The organism is Betaproteobacteria bacterium (assembly GCA_016713305.1).
Classification (GTDB): Bacteria; Pseudomonadota; Gammaproteobacteria; order Burkholderiales.
Map to the genome: position 1 here is coordinate 367,336 of JADJPK010000031.1, position 17,348 is coordinate 384,683.

The following is a 17,348-nucleotide window of genomic DNA, read 5'->3' on the forward strand; positions in this document are numbered from 1 at the left end:
CCAACGTGACGCTCGCTCCCTCGCTCAACCATCCGCAACGGTTGCCATTGGCCGCCGAAGTGCACGCGCGTCCCTTCATGTTCGTGGAGGCGCCCGCCCGGGTTTCTCATCTTGCCGTCTACGTGGGCCACGATGCGAGCCGGGCGCACAAGCTCGTCCAGGCTTTCTGTGCCCGCTTCGGAGTCGCACCGCCTTCGCCCGGCGCCCAGCATTTCGTGCACGATTTCGGGCACGTCCGGCTGAGGTGGGAGCGCCACACCGAATTCTGTACCTGCACCTTCGTGGAGAACGGCTCGGAAGACGGCGACCCTTTCGGCAAGCCGGCAGTCCGGCACGCCCCGAACGACTGGCTCGAGTTGCTGTCGGGATCGGTCCTGGCCGCCTGCCACATCGCAGTCGAGCGCGGTGAGCCACTGGATTTCAGGGATGAGCGCTTGAAGCGGCTGTTCCCCGCGCCTCCGTTGGTCGGAAGCCGGATCTCCAATGGCGGAGAAGTCTGGACGGATTTCCAGATCGGACCCGACGGATACTCGCGCATTCTTCTACGGGACATCGGACTGCAGGAGAATCAGGCGGGACGCATGGTGCAGAGACTCTGCGAACTGGAGACCTACCGGATCATGGCGCTGCTGGCGCTGCCGGTAGCGCGCGAAAGCACGCAAGCCCTGGGAGCGATGGAAGGAGAACTGACCGAACTTTCGGCCACGATGGTGCAGCCGGAGCGCTCGGTGTCGGACGGGACTCTGCTCGCCCGGCTTTCCGCGCTGGCGGCGAGAGTGGAAGCGCTTTCATTGAGGACGAACTACCGGTTCAGTGCCGGCCAGGCCTACTATCGCCTCGTGCGAGCCCGCATCGCGGACCTGCGGGAGTCGCGCATCGAGGGCATCCCGACCATCGACGAGTTCATGGAGCGCCGCCTGGCACCGGCGATGGAGACCTGCGCGTCGGCGGCCGTGCGGCAGGAAACACTTGCTACAAAGGTCGCGCGCACGAACGATCTGCTGCGCACGGGCGTATCGCTCGCTCAGGAGCGTCACAACCAGGAGATCCTGGAGCAGATGAACCGAAATGCGCAGCTCCAGCTCCGCCTTCAGCACGCCGTCGAAGGACTCTCCGTGGTCGCCATTACCTACTATGTCCTGGGGCTCACCGGCTACCTGCTCAAGGCCGGCAAGGGCATGGGACTCCCGCTCAACGTGGACGCGGCACTGGGCTTCTTGATGCCCCTGGCCTGCGGTCTCACGTGGTTCGGCATCCGGAGAATGAAGCACCGCATCGTCAAGGATGGCGGCTCGCACGCGTGACGACGTCGATCCCTGACGACCGAACCATACAACCCGACAATGACCGGAGGACACATGAGAGAGAACGGCGTGGCGAAACGCTGGGCAGATGGAGGCGCGGCGATCAACGGCTGGCTGGGGATCCCCAGCTCGATCTCCGCCGAGAACATGGCCCAGGCCGGCTGGGATTCGCTCACGGTGGACCTGCAGCACGGCCACATCGACTATCAGGTCGCGGTCACGATGCTGCAGGCGATCAGCACGACGGCGACGACGCCGTTCGCACGGGTCCCGTGGCTGGAACCGGGCATCATCATGAAACTTCTCGATGCAGGTGCCTTCGGCATCATCTGCCCGATGATCAACACCCGTGCCGATTGCGAGGCGTTCGTCGGTGCCTGCCGGTATGCGCCCCGCGGCTATCGTAGCTTCGGTCCCGTGCGCGCCACCTGGTACGGCGGCGCGGACTACTTTCAGAAGGCCAACGATACGATCGTCACCATGGCCATGATCGAGACGACTCAGGCGGTGGACAATCTGGATGGGATTCTGAGCGTCCCGGGACTCGACGCGATCTACATCGGCCCCAACGATCTCGCGATCACTCTCGGTTGCGCCCCGTCCGGAGTGCCGACCGATGCCAAGGTACTGAATACCATCAGGACGATTCTCGCGGGTGCCAAGCGGCACGGAGTACGTGCCGGTCTCCATTGCGGCTCGCCCGCCATGGCGAAGGAAATGATCGGCCTTGGCTTCCAGTTCGTCACCGTAATGGGAGACAACGCCTTCCTTGCGGCGGCAGCGAAGAGCGCCGTGACGGAAGTGCGATCCGGCATCGCAGCTGCACCGAGCGGCGGCAGCACATACTGATCCCGCCATCCATCAATCAGGCGAACGATGATCGCTAAGACGACCCCACAATCGCTCCAGCGCAGGAACTTGGCGGCGAGGACAAGCCTGGCGGCGACATGTGCGGGCTTCACCTGTCTCGTTCCCGGCCTCGCCTTTGCCGGAACCAGTGGACTGAGAGTCGCCGGAATCCCGCTCGAGTTCCTGCTGTTCGCTGCGACGCTGCTGGGCATTGCGCTCTCTCACCGGCATTCCCTCCGCATCGCGATGACAGGGGTCGCGATCGTCGTGTTCTACAAGCTGGCATTCACCGGTTTTCACGGTGGCCCGGGGCTACCCGGTCTGGTGACGCACCTCGCCGGGCACTGGGTGACCCTCGCCAATCTCTTCCTGCTCATCACCGGCTTCGCCCTCCTTGCAGAGCACTTCCACCAAAGCCGTCTGCCCCGCTATCTGCCGCACATCCTGCCCGACGACTGGAAGGGCGGCTTCGTGCTGCTGGTCCTGGTCTTCGTGCTCTCCGGATTCCTGGACAACATCGCCGCAGCCCTGATCGGTGGCACCGTGGCAGCCGACGTATTCAGACGCAAGCTGCACATCGGATACCTGGCGGCCATCGTGGCGGCCTCCAATGCCGGCGGTGCCGGTAGCGTCGTGGGAGACACGACCACCACCATGATGTGGATCGCGGGCGTCAGTCCGCTGGACGTGGTGCACGCCTATATCCCGGCAAGTGTTGCGCTGGTGGTCTTCGGAATTCCCGCAGCCATCCGCCAGCAGAGGCATTCTCCGATCCGCAAGGATCCGCCGGAGGGAGCCCATCTCGACTGGCCCCGGATCGTCATCGTGCTGAAGGTGCTCGTGGTCGCGATCGGAACGAACGTGACGATCAATCTGGCATTCCCCGAAGTCGCCGAAGATTTCCCATGGATAGGCACCGCGGTCTGGGGTTCGCTGTTGCTCGCAAGCCCGCTGCGCGGGCCTTCGTTCGCGGAGTTTCCTTCGGCAGCCCGCGGCAGCGTGTTCCTGCTCTCGCTGGTACTGGCCGCCTCCATGATGCCGGTGAATGAACTGCCGTCGCCCTCGTGGGTGAGCACCTTCGGCCTGGGCGCGGTCTCGGCGATCTTCGACAACATCCCGCTCACCGCACTGGCGCTGGAGCAGGGCGGCTACGACTGGGGCATGCTGGCCTACGCGGTCGGTTTCGGCGGATCCATGGTGTGGTTCGGATCGTCCGCCGGGGTGGCTCTGTGCGCGCAGTTTCCCGAAGGCCGTTCGGCGATCGAGTGGCTGAAGGGAGGATGGTTCATCGTGGCAGCGTATGCCGCGGGCTTCGCCGTGCTGCTGACGACGCTGGGGTGGCATCCCGTTGCAGTGCGGTAACAGGTGGATCTCGTACCTCCGTTGCGTCCCTGTCCCGTCACGGAACATTCCCGGTCGATTCGATGTACTGCAGGAGCGATGGACGGACCGGAGACCAGCCGAATTCCTGCCGCGCCCGCACCGCGCGCACACGACTGTTCGATCCCATCGTGTAGCGTGCGGGGCCTTCGCCCCACACGGCAACGGCTTCGTCAACCGTCATGGCCTGGGTGATTCCCCCGAAACCCAGCGCGCGGCTTACGGCAGCCGCGGCTTCCAGCATCGAGTTCTCCCCGTTCTCGGCGTAGTACAAGGCTCCTGCCGGCGCCCGTTCGAGCACCGCCACGTACATGTCGACGAGGTCGTCGATGTGTACGTTCGACCAGACGTTGCGGCCCGGCCCCACGTGACGTCCGGCCCTGTGCTTTCAGGCCAGATCGAAGAGCCAAGGGATCTGGATGCTGTCCTTGTGCAGACCGCGCCCCGCACCATAGATGAGGCTCGGGACACACCACGATTCCGCGGATGCCTTCGTGGGTCGCAGCAAGTACCCCCTCGTTGAGAGCAACCCGCCCGGCCCTCAACGGGAGCGGATGGACCGGAGTGGTCTCGTCATGGACAGGTCCCGCGTGCTCGCCGTCCGCAAGATCCGCCACGATGCTCGTCCCGCTCGACTGGATGAACGTCTTGCCCGTACCGCGCATCGCCTCCAGCATGGCATCCACCGAAGGCCGGTGATCCGAGTTGGCGGCGTTGATGACCGCATCGGCACGTCGAACTGCATGGACCAGGACTGACGAATCGGACAGGTCGCCGACGACCGGCTCGAGGCCCGGAGCGGCAGTTTCCTGAGCGCGTTGTTCCGTTCTCACCAGACCCAGCACCTCGTGTCCGAGTTCGACGAGCCGCGCCGCGATCGAACCGCCGATGTATCCGGACGCGCCGGTGATGAACACCTTCATGATCGGCCCTCCCCTAGCAAGGAATGATGGTCGATAATCACCTCGTGCAACCGGCACGGCAAGTCCGGGAGCTTCCCCTGGCGGCAGAATCATGAAAAGAGAGCACTTGAGCGGACTTCAGACGGTGCTGATCCTGGGCGGCGCCGCCACCATGCTGAGCCTGGCGATGGGCATGCGGCAGAGCTGGGGTCTGTTCCAACCGCGTCATCCCGCGACATCGGCATCACGGCCGCAGACTTCTCTCTTGCGATTGCGATCCAGAACATCGTGTGGGGAACCACTCAGCCGTTCGTGGGAATGCTGGCGGACCGGCACGGGGCGCGACCCGTCGCTCTCGCGGGAGTCGTGATCTATGCCGCGGGTCTCCTGGTGAGTCTCTATTCGGCATCGGCCCTGACCTTCACCGTCGGTTCTGGTCTGTGCATCGGCCTCGCCCTGTCCTGTACCGGCAGCAATATCGCGATGAACGTGACGGCAAGGACCGCGTCGCCCGCGCGTCGCAGCCTGGCGATGGGATCGGTGTCGGCGCTCGGTTCACTCGGGCTCACGCTCGCGTCGCCCCTTGCGCAATCGCTCATCTCGTCATCGGGCTGGCAGACGGCCATGATCGGATTCCTGGCGCTGGCCGTCGTGATGCTTCCTGCCGCATTCCTCGCCGGAGGAGCCGACCGCATCTCACGTGAGACCGCCTCCGGGGCGCACCAGTCGGTCTCGGAAGCGATCCGCGAAGCGCTGGGACACCGTGGTTATCTCGTTCTCGCCGGCGCCTTCTTCGTGTGCGGACTGCAGCTCGTGTTCATCACGACGCACCTGCCGGCATACCTCCAGATCTGCGGCATGGATGCCAGCGTCGGTTCCACGGCGCTGGCCGTGGTGGGACTGTTCAACGTGGGAGGCTCGTATCTGTTCGGATGGCTGGGCGGACGATACTCGAAGCGCGCGCTGCTCGGTGGCATCTATGTTCTTCGTTCACTCTGTATCGCAGCCTACTTTTCCGTACCGCCTTCTCCGACCAGCACCCTCCTGTTCGCTGCCGCAATGGGCACGCTCTGGCTGGGGGTCGTGCCTCTCGTGAGCGGTCTGGTCGTTCATCTCTTCGGGCTTCGATACATGGCGACCCTGTCCGGCATCGCATTCTTCAGTCACCAGGTCGGCTCGTTCGTCGGCGCTTGGGGCGGTGGAATGATCTACAGCACGCTGGGGTCCTACGAGTGGGCGTGGAAGGGGGCCGTGATCATCGGCATCACGGCGGGACTGTGGCAGATGGGAATGAACGTGAGACCGGCGAAACGGATGGCCGCCCAGGGTGCTGCGGGCGTCGCCTGATGCGGTTTCCGGTCTCGCCGGTTGTCGTCCCCGGGACCGGTCGGGGGAGTCCGGTCGCCGGGATCGCTCTTCAGAGTGTTAGGCGGCCGTGCACTGCGCAATGAAGTCCTTGCGCTCCTCGCCTTTCAGTCCCTTGGACTTCGCTTCGGCAATGCAGGATTTCGACTTCTCCTTGAGCGCCAGCCGCTCCTGCTTTTCCTCGGGCGAGACGGACAGACACTGGCTCATGAAGGCCCGGCGTTCTTCGCCCTTGAGCGACTTGCTCTTCGCTTCGGCATTGCAACTGCGCATCTTTTCCTGCTGCGTGGCGGCGTAGGCGTTGCCTGCTGCAGCGAGCGTGACGAGTGCGGCGATGATGATCTTCTTCATGCGGTTCTCCTGTTCGAGTTGATCGGGTTCGTTCGATCCTGCGGGGATGAACGAAGCGGATGCTATCGAGCGGAACCAGAATGGTCCCGGAGGCGACGCGCTCGGTCGAAATGCGCGACCACTCGTGGCATGTCGCGCGACCGGATCGGAAGAAGGAGCCTCGTACCTGCCTGACAGAAGTGCGAGAGCGGTCGAGGCCGCCACGGCTCTGTCAGGGAAGCAAGATCTCGTTCCGCAGGTCGGCACCGTCTCGCAGACGTGTGCAGTTCTCCATCGCGACGACGAAGCTCCGCTCGAGCGTTTCCGCAGTGAGCCAGGACAGATGGGGCATCACCACCACGTTGGCGAGGGACAGCAGGGGATTTCCGCTCGAGAGAGGCTCCCGGTCGAATACATCCAGCCCGGCCGCGCGAACGTGGCCGGATCGAAGAGCCTCGACCAATGCGGCCTCCTCGATCAATCCGCCACGGGCGGTGTTGACCAGCACGACACCCCGTTTCATGCGACCCAGGGTATCGCGATCGAGAAGATGCCGGGTTTCCTCCGTGAGCGGAAGATGCAGCGACACGATGTCGGAGACCGCGAGAAGTTCATCCAGCGTTGCCGGCTGGGCGATTCCGTCGCCGGGGGTGCGCAGATCGAATGCGAGCACTCGCGCGCCGAGGGCCTGCAGCACTGGCGCCAGACGTCGCGGCACCTCGCCGTAACCCACGAGCCCGACCGTCTTGCCATGGACTTCCGTGACGTCGTCGGTACTGCCTGGAGGCAGAATCCAACCCTCGCCACGGCGGGTGGCCGCATCGAACGGGATCACCTTGCGCAATGCGGCCAGCAGCAGCGCGAGCGCCATCTCGCATACGGCCTGACTGTTGGTGCCTGGCATGTTGGCGACACGAATGCCGCGGCGCTTCGCTTCCACGAGATCGATGGTGTTCACTCCCACGCCGATCTTCTGGATGAGGCGCAGCCGCGGCGCGACTGCCATGAGCTCCCGCGTGACCGGTTCCAGGACATGAAGCAGGACATCGGTATCGACGAGTTCCCTCGCGATGTTCTCCCGGTCGGCCTCGTCCACCGTCACGATGCGCAACCATTCCGGTGCGCGGGCACTCAGGCGCTCCTGCAGGTCGGGACTGGCGCGATAGTGCAACAGTGCCTTCACGCTGGCACTCCCTCAGAAGGTGACGCGGTGACGCGCGATGGCGTCGTCGTCCCAATCGATCCCGAGCCCCGGCGCTTCGGGCGCAGTGACGCAGCCATCGACAATGGGCAAAGGCGAGCGCCGCAGTCCGCCCGCGACATCCATGACTTCCAGCCAATGCGCCGTGGGGGTGACGCTCAGAAGATGAGCGCTCGCCTCCGGAAAAAGATGGGACGACATCGGAATGCCTGCGCTGCGGGCCAGCGCCGCAGCCTCCAGCCAGCCGCTCACCCCATGGATGAACTGGGCGTCAGGCATGACCAGATCCATGGCGTTCGCCGCAATGGCGGCCCGCATCTCGCCAGGCCCGTTGAAGTTCTCGCCGATCTGGATGGGAGTGGCGACGGCGGCCGCAATGCGGGCACAACTCTCGAAATCGTCCGCGATCACCGGCTCCTCGATCCATTCGAGGCCTTCGCCGTCCAGCGCGCGGCACCGTGCCATCGCTTCCACCGGGTCGAGAGACTGGTTGTAGTCGATCATCAGCGCCACGTCGGCCCGCAACGCCTTGCGGGCCGCGCGCACGCAAGCGAGGTCCTCCGCGAACCTGGGGAAGCCGGCCTTGACCTTCATGCCGGCGTATCCGGCGGCGTTGGTCTCCTCCGCCACCGCCACGACGGTCTTCGCGTCGTAGAGGCCCAGGCTGTTGTATGCACGCACGGGCCGGGGCGAGCCGCCGAGGGCGCGAACCAGGGGCACATTCTGCGCCTGCGACCATGCATCCCAGATGGCCATGTCGAGGCCGCCGATGGCGACACCCACCAGATTCTTCATGCCCATCAGACGGCAACGCCGATTGAGAAACGAGAAGACATCGCGGGGCGCCACCGGCATGCCGGCAATCAGCGTCCCCAGACCTGCGATCGTGCGATCGAGCGCAGGAAGGAGTTCCTTCAAGTATGTATCCGTGTACGACCGGCCGACGATCCCGGTGTCCGTGATCACGTCGATGATCACCAGCGGAAACTGTTCGATGCGCCCGGAGGCGGTCACCAGGGGACAGGGAAGCGGAGCCAGGACAGGCGTGGTCCGAATCGATTCGATCTTCATGAGCATCTACTCCTCCAAAATGGGTGCCGATCTGCGACAGTGACCTGATCCGGCGTACGGATCACGCGACGCAGTAGCCGCCGTCGACGGGGAGCACCGCGCCGGTCACGTAGCGGGCCTCGTCCGACACCAGGAACGCGATGACATCCGCGACATCGCGAGGATCGCCCCATCGCCCGAGCGGTATGCGCTGCGTGATGGCGGCATTGCGCACCGGATCGGTCCGGGCACCCGACGAGAGCTGCGTTTCGATCCAGCCCGGCGCCACGGCGTTGACCCGCACTCCCTCGGCCGCGAACGCCACCGCATGCGATCTCGTGAGCGAGACCACGGCACCCTTGCTCGCCGAGTAGGCGGGATTGCGCTGCGAGCCGAACGAACTCCATACCGACGCCACGTTCACAATGGCGCCGCGCCCGGCGGCAAGTGCCGGCCGGAACAGTACCGAAGCGCGCTCGGTGCCGATCAGATTGACGTCGATCACGCGGCGGAACCCCTCGCCCGCGAACTCCTGCCCGTTGTGAAGAATGATCCCGGCCGAATTCACGAGCGCATGCACCACCGGATGCGTCCCGGCCACGGCGGCCAGCGCCTGGTCGTCGGTGACATCGAGCGAACTGAACCGCAACACCTCGGGCCACTGAGCATCGCGATCACGGCCGTAGCAGTGGACGATCCAGCCCTTCTCGACCAGTACCTCCGCAGTCGCCCGGCCGATGCCGGTGCCGCCGCCGATCACGACGGCGATGTTGTTCTCACTCATGGGTTTCTCCGGAAACTGATGCGGCACGATCGCGGACGGGCGCCGGGCCGACGATTGTTCGAGGCTGGCTGCAAGTGTGGAGGATCGTATCGAGGATCGATGCCGTGGTGCAACCTTCGGCTCAGTGGCGCGGGGCCAGGTCCCGATGAACGGATCCTGCACGATCGCGCCCCTGGCCGGCAGGCAGGCCGTAACGATCAGGGCAGACGTAGTACCTTGCCGGGGTTCATCAACAATGCCGGATCGAATGCCCGCTTCAGCGCGCGCATCAGATCGAGTTCCACTTCGCTCTTGTAGCGCGCAGCCTCATCCCGCTTGACCTGTCCCAGACCGTGTTCCGCGCTGATGCTTCCGTCGAAGCGGTGCACCAGTTCGTGCACGACACCGTTGACCGCGCCCGTTTGCTGCGAGAAAGCTTCATCGGTCCAGTTTTCGGGGCGTGTCATGTTGTAGTGAAGATTGCCGTCGCCGAGGTGGCCGAAGGGAACGATGCGTATACCGGGAACGAGCCCGACAAGCGCACGCTCGCCCTCAAGCAGAAACTCCGGAATCTGCGAGATCGGCACGGAGATGTCGTGCTTGATGCTGTAGCCCGCACGGGTCTGCGCTTCGGGAATGTGCTCCCGCAGATGCCAGAAGCTCCGCGCCTGCGCGACATTCTGCGCAACCACCGCGTCGCTCAAGATGCCTGCCTCCAACTGGCGCTCGAGCAGAGCGAGGACCCTCGTCTGCAATGCCGCTTCATCGTCCGAGTCGGTGGCTTCGATCAGCACGTGCCAGGGATGGGGGGCGGCCAGAGGGGACTGGGTGCCTTCGATGTGCCTGAGCGCGAGCGCGAGCGGGAGATCGGCGATCAGTTCGAACGCCGTGAGCCTCGCGCCGAGCGCTTCCTGCGCCGCACCCAGCAACTGCACAGCCGCTCCGGGATCGGGCAGGCCTACCCACGCCGTCACGTTCGCCTTCGGTTGGGGGAAGAGCTTGAGGACCGCTGCGGTGATGATGCCGAGCGTGCCTTCGCCTCCGACGAAAAGCTGCTTCAGATCGTAGCCCGTATTGTCCTTGCGCAAGGCCCTGAGGCCGTTCCACACCCGCCCGTCAGGCAGCACGACCTCGAGTCCGAGCGTGAGGTCGCGCGTGTTGCCGTAGCGCAGGACATGCACCCCGCCCGCGTTGGTGGACAAGTTGCCGCCGATCATGCAACTGCCTTCGGCGCCGAGGCTCAAGGGGAACAGCCGCCCGGCTTCCTCGGCGGCCTGCTGCACCTGCTCGAGAATGCACCCGGCTTCGACCGTGATGGTGTTGTTGTCCTTGTCGACGGACCGGACCCGGTTCATTCGCTTGAGACTCACGACAACCGGCGTGTCGCCCGCCTGAGGTGTGGCGCCCCCGCAGAGTCCGGTATTGCCGCCCTGCGGGACGATCGCGACGCCCGCTTCGACACACGTACGCACAACGTCGGACACTTCGCCCGTCGTCCGCGGGAGCGCCACACAGAGGGCGTCGCCGCGAAGGCGCCTGCGCCAGTCCACGAGGAAGGGTTCGAGATCGGCCGGGTCGGTCAGCAGATCGCCGGGCGCAAGAATGGAGCGCAGCCGGTGAATGAGATGGTCGGTTTCGTTCATGCGTGTCCGGGAGAAATCAGCCTGCACGGCCGCGGGAAGGTGACGGATACCGACATTGTCACTCACAGGAGGCAGCGCAGGAGAGCACCCTGGTACGTCCTACGTGTCAGACGCCAGCGGGATGGGGAGGGGGCCGCCGGATGACCTTGCGTGCGATGTACGCCCGCCGGTGCATCTGCGCTGCGTGGAAGATATCGGTCCTCGAGCGTCCCAGGAGCCACAGACTCAGATTCCAGTCCCCAAGCACGTAGAAGCGCATCACCATCTGGCGCAGCCGGAAGAACCGGCCGACGTACTGCCGCGCCGTCACTCCGCTGCGAAACCGGATGCAGAGCGTGTAGTAGCGGCCTCCCACGCCCAGATGGACATCGTGGATGTCCTCCCACGACGCAAACGATGGTTCACGCCGGTTGTCCGTGATCCCGTGTTCGTCCACGACCAGCACCGGCCCCGATGTGAGCACGGCACGAATTCCCGATTTCGCAGCGATGAGAAAGTACGGCAGCCAGACGAGGATTGCGGTCACACCGGCGATCTGGGTCAGAACATTGCCGAAGATTCCGATGAACACGTTCAGCGAGAGCCATACCGTGACGGCAGCGATCACCGTCAGGAATGCCCAACCGAATCCGCGGGAGTAGCCCACCTCCAGCACTTCCGGAGACGCCCCTGCATGAGGCGGAAGAGCATCGGAAACGTCCGGCCTGGGAGAACGCAGATACATGACCAGACAGACCACCCAGGCGATACCCGTGAGTCCGATGATCTGCCGCCCCGTCCGATGGTGGGGAAGCGCCGATCCGGCAACCCATAGATAGGCCCAGATGAGCGACACCAGCATGGGAAGCGAGAAGACGGCGAGCGCATGCCGGACCCGGGACCGGAGCCACGGCGACGTCGGTAGATCCCTCCCCTGGAACTTGCGCACCGACGGCTGGCGCAATACGGCGTGATGCCAGAGTACGATCAGTGCGCCGATCACCCAGGCGTGAACGAGCCACGACGGACGGGAGGTCCCCGCTTGTATCTGCCATGCCATGACGCCCGCCGCGAACGCGGCGGCGACTGCGAGCATGACGAGCTTGAAACGCAACGTCACCGGATAGGCCCACCCGCCGATTCGGGACGGCCGCGATGTGGAATGACCAGCATTTCCGGACAATCGTCGAACCGCTGCACCATCATCAGATGTCCTTTCGAGACAATCGCCGGCCCACGATCTTCGCGAGCAGCATGCCCGGCAGGGCGAGAAACGCAAGCAGGATCGCCGCAGGCAACCACAGGTTGCCCGGATCGCCCGCTTTCAAGGCCATGCAGACACCCTGCGTCTGGAAGAGCAAGAGGACCCATCGCCAGGGCTGGTGGGGATGGCGATATCCGAGGAGCGCACTCAACAGAAGTCCCAGCGGGTACACGACGACCCAGTACAAGGAAGAGTCCCATGGTTCGCGCCTGTCGGTCAGCACGGACGCGGCGAGCCAGAGAATCACGCCCGACGCCACGGCGGTCATGCCAGCCTGCACGTCGCTGGGGCGAATCATGAAAGGCCGCACTCCTGCCCGATCGCACCCGTGGCCGCCTCGAGTGGCTGGTCGCCGGAACGTCGCAAATCGCAATCCAGTGTTTCGAAACCCTGGCTCACCCACCACGCCCCCTGCGCATCCTTGAACCCAGCGACGGTCTCCCGGCTGTTGTCGGCCCACGGATTGAACACTGAATCGCCAATGGACAGGCAGGTCCCGGTCCGGGTCATGGATACAGTCTGTCCGTGTTGCTGTCCACGATGGCAAGAACGGCCGGCGTGGAGCTCGATTCCGGAGTCGCGACTTCGATACCGTACTCCGAATCGGGCTCCCACATGTAGGGTCCCCCGGGGGCGAACCAGGAGCTCTGAGTCTGCGAATCCAGCTTCGACAGCAGCGTTGCCCCGTCCACGATAGGCGTGATTCCCGCTCTTCCGACCCTGGCCGCCGCAAAGTTCAACTGCGCGGAAGCGTTGGCCGCCGTGTAAACGCCCTTGATGACAGTGAACTTGGCTTCGGCCCGCATGTTCAGGAACTTCGGCAGGGCCACGGCCGCCAGGACGCCGAGGATGACGATCACCGTCACCAGTTCGATCAGGGTAAATCCGTTGCGCCGGTCCATGGGAACATCTGCGTGATTTTCCAGTCTCCCCGTTGACGTCACGAATCGGCGGGGCTTGAGGCTTCCTGCGCGCCTGGAGTCAGGATCCCGCCAGCAGACTTGGCCAGGGCTCGGCGTCCCGTTCGATACGGTCAGGTCACCCGGTCACGCCCCTACTGGCTTCAGTCCGGATTTGCCGGCCGGCAACAGGCTGTTCCAACCTTGCGCGTTCCTCTCCCGGTGTCACCCATCGAATTGCCGGGGTGACCGTTCCTCGAGTTCAATCCAGCAGACCCTCGAACAGCTTGGTGCTGATGTACCGCTCGCCGAACGAGGGAATGATGACGACGATCAGCTTGCCCGCGCTCTCCGGGCGCCTGGCGACGGTGAGAGCGGCCCAGGTAGCCGCGCCGGACGAAATACCCACCAGCAGACCTTCTTCCGTGGCCATCCTTCGCGCAGTGGCGAAAGCATCGTCATTGGTCACGCGCACCACTTCATCGTAGACGGACGTGTTGAGGATCTGGGGCACGAACCCCGCACCGATTCCCTGTATGGGGTGAGGCCCCTTGTTCCCTCCCGAGAGCACGGGTGACGCATCCGGTTCGACCGCAACGCAACGAAACGACGGCTTGCGGGCCTTCAGCACCTCGCCCACACCCGTGATCGTCCCTCCGGTGCCGATGCCCGACACAAGGACATCCGCCTTGCCGTCCGTGTCGCGCCAGATCTCCTCGGCAGTGGTACGGCGGTGGATCTCGGGATTGGCCGCGTTGGCGAATTGCTGGGGAATGAAGTAACGAGAATCCGCCGCGGCCATCTCCTCGGCCCTGCGGATCGCTCCACCCATCCCCTCCGATCCTGGCGTGAGGATCAGTTCGGCACCATAGGCCCGCAGCAGCGCCCGCCGCTCCTTGCTCATCGTTTCGGGCATCACGATCGCGAGCTTGTAGCCGCGGGCGGCGCATACGAAAGCGAGCGCGATTCCGGTGTTGCCGCTGGTGGGCTCGAGAATGACCGTGTCGGGACGGATCAAACCCGCTCGTTCCGCGGCATCGATCATGGCAACGCCGATCCTGTCCTTGACGCTGTGCGCAGGATTGAAGAATTCGAGCTTTGCAACGACCTCCGCGTGGCAACCGGCGGCGACCCGGTTCAGGCGCACGAGCGGCGTATTGCCGACGAGTTCGGTGACGTTTGAGGCGATCTTCATGGCAACTCCTTGCTGCATGACAGTGGCGATGGAACCGCATTCTGACGAAAACCTGCGGTCAACGCATGTCCGGTGAAGCACCGCCGGCCCGTGTGCGGATGTGCTGCGCACGGTATCGGATTCCGCTACGGCGCGCTTGCCAGTGCCGCGCCGGGTTCCAGGCGCTTAAGTTTCGCCCCGTCGATCGCGCATCGATGCAGCCCAGGCGCCGGAGCGGATGTCGACGCGGCGACGACAAGCCACCTCAACAGAACAAGGAGACGCACGAAGATGATGACTGCAAGATCCCGCAACAGCATGACCGCCACGGCCTGCGTGACAGGGGCACTTCTCACCTCGTTGGCTGCCCCATGTGCCATGGCGGCATTGACGGCCGACACGCTGCAAGCCGGCCAGGTCCTCGTCACCGAACTGATGATCGATCCCACCAAGGTGAGCGATGCCAACGGCGAGTGGTTCGAGATGTACAACCCGTTCGCCATGGAAATCGATCCGAACGGCCTGGTGGTGGAGAGTCAGACCGGAAGTTCTCTCGAAAGCTTCACCGTTCACGGGGCTTCGTCCATCCAGCCGGGCGACTACTTCGTGCTCGGCCGGAACGCCAACCCCGCGACCAACGGCGGCGTCACTGTCGACTACGCCTGGGGAACGGCCCTGTCGTTCGGGAATACCGCGGACTTCCTGCGGATCTCGAATCCCGCGGGAGACATGCTCGCTCAGATCTCGTGGACGTCTGCGCCCTCGGGCAAGAGCCTAGAGATGAAGACAGCGAATCTCCCGAGCCTCACGCAAGGCAACTATGTGCCTGCCGGTTCCACGTACGGACTCGGCGATTTCGGTACGCCCGGCATGACCAACACGAGCCCCATGACGGCGAATGGCCTCGTCGCACCACCCGTTCCCGAACCCGGCACTTACGCGCTGCTGGGACTGGGTCTCGGATGCGTGGCACTGTCGAGACGACGCCGGGCTCGCGGAAACTGAAAGAGCACGACTCTTGTGCTCGGATGAGCATCCAGCGTACGTGACCGGGGGGCACGGCGCTGGCAAGAGGGCACCGGTAAGGGGACCACGAGAAGAAGCCTCGCGGTCCCCGCGGTGTTCAGGGAGCAAGGATTTCCAGATTGTCGATGAGACGCGTCGCACCGAGCTTGGCGGCGCCCAGCACAACGAGTTCCCGTTCGTCCGCGGTCGGCTGCATGAGGGTGCGGCGACTGCGCACCACCACGTAGTCGACGTGCCAGCCGTGGCGTGCCAGCAAGGCATCAGCGGCAAACTCGAGCGCTTCGAAGTTGCGGTCCCCCGCCTCCACTGCAGTACGCACCTGGGCAAGCGCCTCGTGCAGCCGGGGAGCCCCGGCGCGCTCGGATTCACTGAGATAGCGGTTGCGGGACGACAGGGCAAGTCCGTCTGCGGCTCTGAAGGTCTCGGCCGCCACGATCTCCAGGGGAAGCGACAGCTGCGAGACCATGTGCCTCACGATGTGCAGTTGCTGATAGTCCTTCTTTCCGAAGACGGCACACTGAGGCTGGACGATGTTGAACAACTTCAGCACGACTGTGGCCACGCCACGGAAATGCCCCTGGCGGAACCGGCCTTCCAGTTTGTTCGCAATGGGCGGCGGATCGACCATGAAGACCTGCGGCTCCGGATACATCTGGCCTTCGTCAGGGTGGAAAACGATGGTGCACCCCGCGGCGTCCAGTTTGCTGCAGTCGTCCTCGAAGGTGCGTGGATAGCGCTCGAAGTCCTCGCCTTGTCCGAACTGAAGGCGATTGACGAAGATCGTGGTGACCACCAGCGGAGCGCGTTCGCGGGCCAGCCCCACGAGGCGAAGGTGACCGTCGTGAATGTTGCCCATCGTCGGAACACAGGCCACGCCGGTCTCCTGGGCGAGGCGAGCGCGCAATGCCGCAACGGTTCGAATGATTTCGAGTGCCATGACGGATCAGGCGAGACGGGATCGGGCGCCGAACGCCCTGGGGGTCACCGCGTGGAACATCGGTGTGTCCTCCGTGAAGGAACGAGTCGCTTGTTATTCGGATCCGACCGGCGAGCACACCGGACTTCCCCGTTCAGGCACCCAGGTTGAAATACTCCCGAGCCCCGCGCATCTGCGTGATGCGGCGCAACAATAGCGCAAAGTCTTCGGCGCGATCAACAAAGTTCAGACGTTCGCTGTTGACGACGAGAACGGGTGCGTCGCTGTACTCGTGAAAAAAGCGGCTGTAGGTTTCCGAGAGCCTGGCCAGATAGGCTTCGGACAGATTCTTTTCGTAACCCACTCCGCGTCGCCGGACGCGGTCCGCGAGCACCCTGGGCGACGCCTGCAGGTAGATCACCAGATCGGGCGTCGGCGCCTGCGGAGAAAGGTGCTCGTAGATCTTGCGATACAAGGCAAGCTCGTCGTCGGCCAGTGTAAGTTCGGCGAAAAGCGGATCCTTGTCGAAAAAGAAGTCGGCAATCGTCACTCCCTTGAACAGGTCTCCCTGCTTCAGGGCACGTACCTGATCGACGCGCTGAAACAGGAAGAAGAGCTGCGCCGGGAGCGCGTGGCGTTCGGGGTCTTCGTAGAAACTGCGCAGGAACGGATTCGACTCGGGATCCTCGAGCAGGACATCGCCGTCGATCTCTGCCGCGAGGCGCCGCGCAAGACTGGTCTTTCCGGCACCGATGGGCCCCTCCACGACCACGTAGCGCAGGCGATCAGGCCAGGACGTCTGCATTCGCTCTTTCGATCCGTTGTTCGCTGGCCAGCCGGGCTGCCAGATCACGTACCGTGACCCCGCCAGGGAGGCTGAGATCAGGGGCGACGTCACCGAGGGGAACCATGACGAACGCCCTGGACAGCATTCTCGGGTGGGGAAGCACGAGCCCCGGTTCGTCCACCCGGAGGTCCGCATGCATCAGAAGGTCGAGATCCAAGGTGCGGGGCCCGTTCGGAACCGATCGGATGCGACCCTGAGACTGCTCGATGGCAAGGAGTGCGTCCAGAAGCGGTCGAGGGGGGAGCGCAGTTCGCAACCGTACGACGGCGTTCAGGAAATCGGGCTGGTGAATGAGGTCGACCGGTGCGGTGCGGTAGAAATGCGAGATGGCATCGACGGAGGTACCCGGCAACCGGTGGAGCGCTGCGATCGCCGTCTGCAACTGCGACTCGGGGTGCTGCAGGTTGGAACCCAAGCCCACGTAAGCATCGACGACCGGATGCCACATGCCGGACA

At 64.4% G+C, this 17,348-nt stretch carries 17 protein-coding genes and 2 pseudogenes; 5 read left to right on the top strand and 14 right to left on the bottom strand.

Going from position 1 to position 17,348, the window contains the following annotated elements; genetic code table 11:
• Nucleotides 1–5 precede the first annotated feature (5 nt).
• The 3 genes from IPK20_23250 (at nt 6) to IPK20_23260 (ending at nt 3,515) form a co-directional block, all read left to right on the top strand.
• Nucleotides 6–1,304, top strand: a complete 1,299-nt coding sequence (locus tag IPK20_23250; GenBank protein MBK8019300.1) for a DUF3422 domain-containing protein — start codon at nt 6–8, stop codon at nt 1,302–1,304.
• A gap of 54 nt (nt 1,305–1,358) precedes the next feature.
• Complete coding sequence (locus IPK20_23255; GenBank protein ID MBK8019301.1) at nt 1,359–2,153, top strand: 2,4-dihydroxyhept-2-ene-1,7-dioic acid aldolase; 795 nt, start codon at nt 1,359–1,361, stop codon at nt 2,151–2,153.
• Between the two features lie 153 nt (nt 2,154–2,306).
• On the top strand, nt 2,307–3,515 hold the full coding sequence (locus IPK20_23260; GenBank protein ID MBK8019302.1) for a citrate transporter: 1,209 nt from the start codon (nt 2,307–2,309) through the stop codon (nt 3,513–3,515).
• A gap of 37 nt (nt 3,516–3,552) precedes the next feature.
• Here the strand turns inward: IPK20_23260 and IPK20_23265 are convergent.
• Nucleotides 3,553–4,456 (bottom strand): annotated as a pseudogene (locus tag IPK20_23265) (NAD-dependent epimerase/dehydratase family protein).
• A gap of 91 nt (nt 4,457–4,547) precedes the next feature.
• On the opposite strand from IPK20_23265, the pseudogene IPK20_23270 reads away from it, so the two are divergent.
• Nucleotides 4,548–5,782: pseudogene (locus IPK20_23270) on the top strand (MFS transporter).
• Nucleotides 5,783–5,860: 78 nt separating this feature from the next.
• Here IPK20_23270 and IPK20_23275 read toward each other — a convergent pair.
• From IPK20_23275 to cysK, 10 genes are all read right to left on the bottom strand, one after another.
• Nucleotides 5,861–6,151 (bottom strand): phosphate starvation-inducible protein PsiF, encoded by a 291-nt coding sequence (locus IPK20_23275; protein MBK8019303.1) that lies wholly within the window; start codon nt 6,149–6,151, stop codon nt 5,861–5,863.
• A gap of 211 nt (nt 6,152–6,362) precedes the next feature.
• Nucleotides 6,363–7,313, bottom strand: coding sequence for a hydroxyacid dehydrogenase (locus IPK20_23280; GenBank protein MBK8019304.1), 951 nt, complete (start codon nt 7,311–7,313; stop codon nt 6,363–6,365).
• Between the two features lie 12 nt (nt 7,314–7,325).
• Entirely contained in the window at nt 7,326–8,402 is a 1,077-nt protein-coding gene (locus IPK20_23285) for a mandelate racemase (GenBank protein ID MBK8019305.1), read from the bottom strand.
• A 61-nt stretch (nt 8,403–8,463) separates the two neighbouring features.
• The gene (locus tag IPK20_23290; protein MBK8019306.1) at nt 8,464–9,165 is read right to left on the bottom strand and encodes an SDR family oxidoreductase; all 702 of its coding nucleotides are present in this window, start codon (nt 9,163–9,165) and stop codon (nt 8,464–8,466) included.
• A 197-nt stretch (nt 9,166–9,362) separates the two neighbouring features.
• The gene (locus tag IPK20_23295) at nt 9,363–10,787 is read right to left on the bottom strand and encodes an FAD-binding oxidoreductase (GenBank protein MBK8019307.1); all 1,425 of its coding nucleotides are present in this window, start codon (nt 10,785–10,787) and stop codon (nt 9,363–9,365) included.
• Between the two features lie 106 nt (nt 10,788–10,893).
• The gene (locus IPK20_23300) at nt 10,894–11,880 is read right to left on the bottom strand and encodes a hypothetical protein (protein MBK8019308.1); all 987 of its coding nucleotides are present in this window, start codon (nt 11,878–11,880) and stop codon (nt 10,894–10,896) included.
• Between the two features lie 91 nt (nt 11,881–11,971).
• Nucleotides 11,972–12,328, bottom strand: coding sequence for a hypothetical protein (locus tag IPK20_23305; GenBank protein MBK8019309.1), 357 nt, complete (start codon nt 12,326–12,328; stop codon nt 11,972–11,974).
• Entirely contained in the window at nt 12,325–12,540 is a 216-nt protein-coding gene (locus IPK20_23310) for a hypothetical protein (GenBank protein MBK8019310.1), read from the bottom strand. Before IPK20_23310 ends, IPK20_23305 begins: the two co-directional genes overlap by 4 nt.
• On the bottom strand, nt 12,537–12,932 hold the full coding sequence (locus IPK20_23315; GenBank protein MBK8019311.1) for a prepilin-type N-terminal cleavage/methylation domain-containing protein: 396 nt from the start codon (nt 12,930–12,932) through the stop codon (nt 12,537–12,539). The genes IPK20_23310 and IPK20_23315 overlap by 4 nt, the downstream gene beginning before the upstream one ends.
• A gap of 259 nt (nt 12,933–13,191) precedes the next feature.
• On the bottom strand, nt 13,192–14,124 hold the full coding sequence (gene cysK / locus IPK20_23320) for a cysteine synthase A (GenBank protein MBK8019312.1): 933 nt from the start codon (nt 14,122–14,124) through the stop codon (nt 13,192–13,194).
• 708 nt (nt 14,125–14,832) lie between these two features.
• On the opposite strand from cysK, the gene IPK20_23325 reads away from it, so the two are divergent.
• Nucleotides 14,833–15,108 (top strand): PEP-CTERM sorting domain-containing protein, encoded by a 276-nt coding sequence (locus tag IPK20_23325; GenBank protein ID MBK8019313.1) that lies wholly within the window; start codon nt 14,833–14,835, stop codon nt 15,106–15,108.
• Nucleotides 15,109–15,226: 118 nt separating this feature from the next.
• Here IPK20_23325 and IPK20_23330 read toward each other — a convergent pair whose 3' ends face one another.
• From IPK20_23330 to folK, 3 genes are all read right to left on the bottom strand, one after another.
• Nucleotides 15,227–16,066: a pantoate--beta-alanine ligase gene (locus IPK20_23330; protein MBK8019314.1), complete on the bottom strand. Its 840-nt coding sequence runs from the start codon at nt 16,064–16,066 to the stop codon at nt 15,227–15,229.
• Nucleotides 16,067–16,199: 133 nt separating this feature from the next.
• Complete coding sequence (locus tag IPK20_23335) at nt 16,200–16,850, bottom strand: deoxynucleoside kinase (GenBank protein ID MBK8019315.1); 651 nt, start codon at nt 16,848–16,850, stop codon at nt 16,200–16,202.
• Complete coding sequence (gene folK, locus IPK20_23340; protein ID MBK8019316.1) at nt 16,831–17,340, bottom strand: 2-amino-4-hydroxy-6-hydroxymethyldihydropteridine diphosphokinase; 510 nt, start codon at nt 17,338–17,340, stop codon at nt 16,831–16,833. The genes IPK20_23335 and folK overlap by 20 nt, the downstream gene beginning before the upstream one ends.
• Between the last annotated feature and the right edge of the window lie 8 nt (nt 17,341–17,348).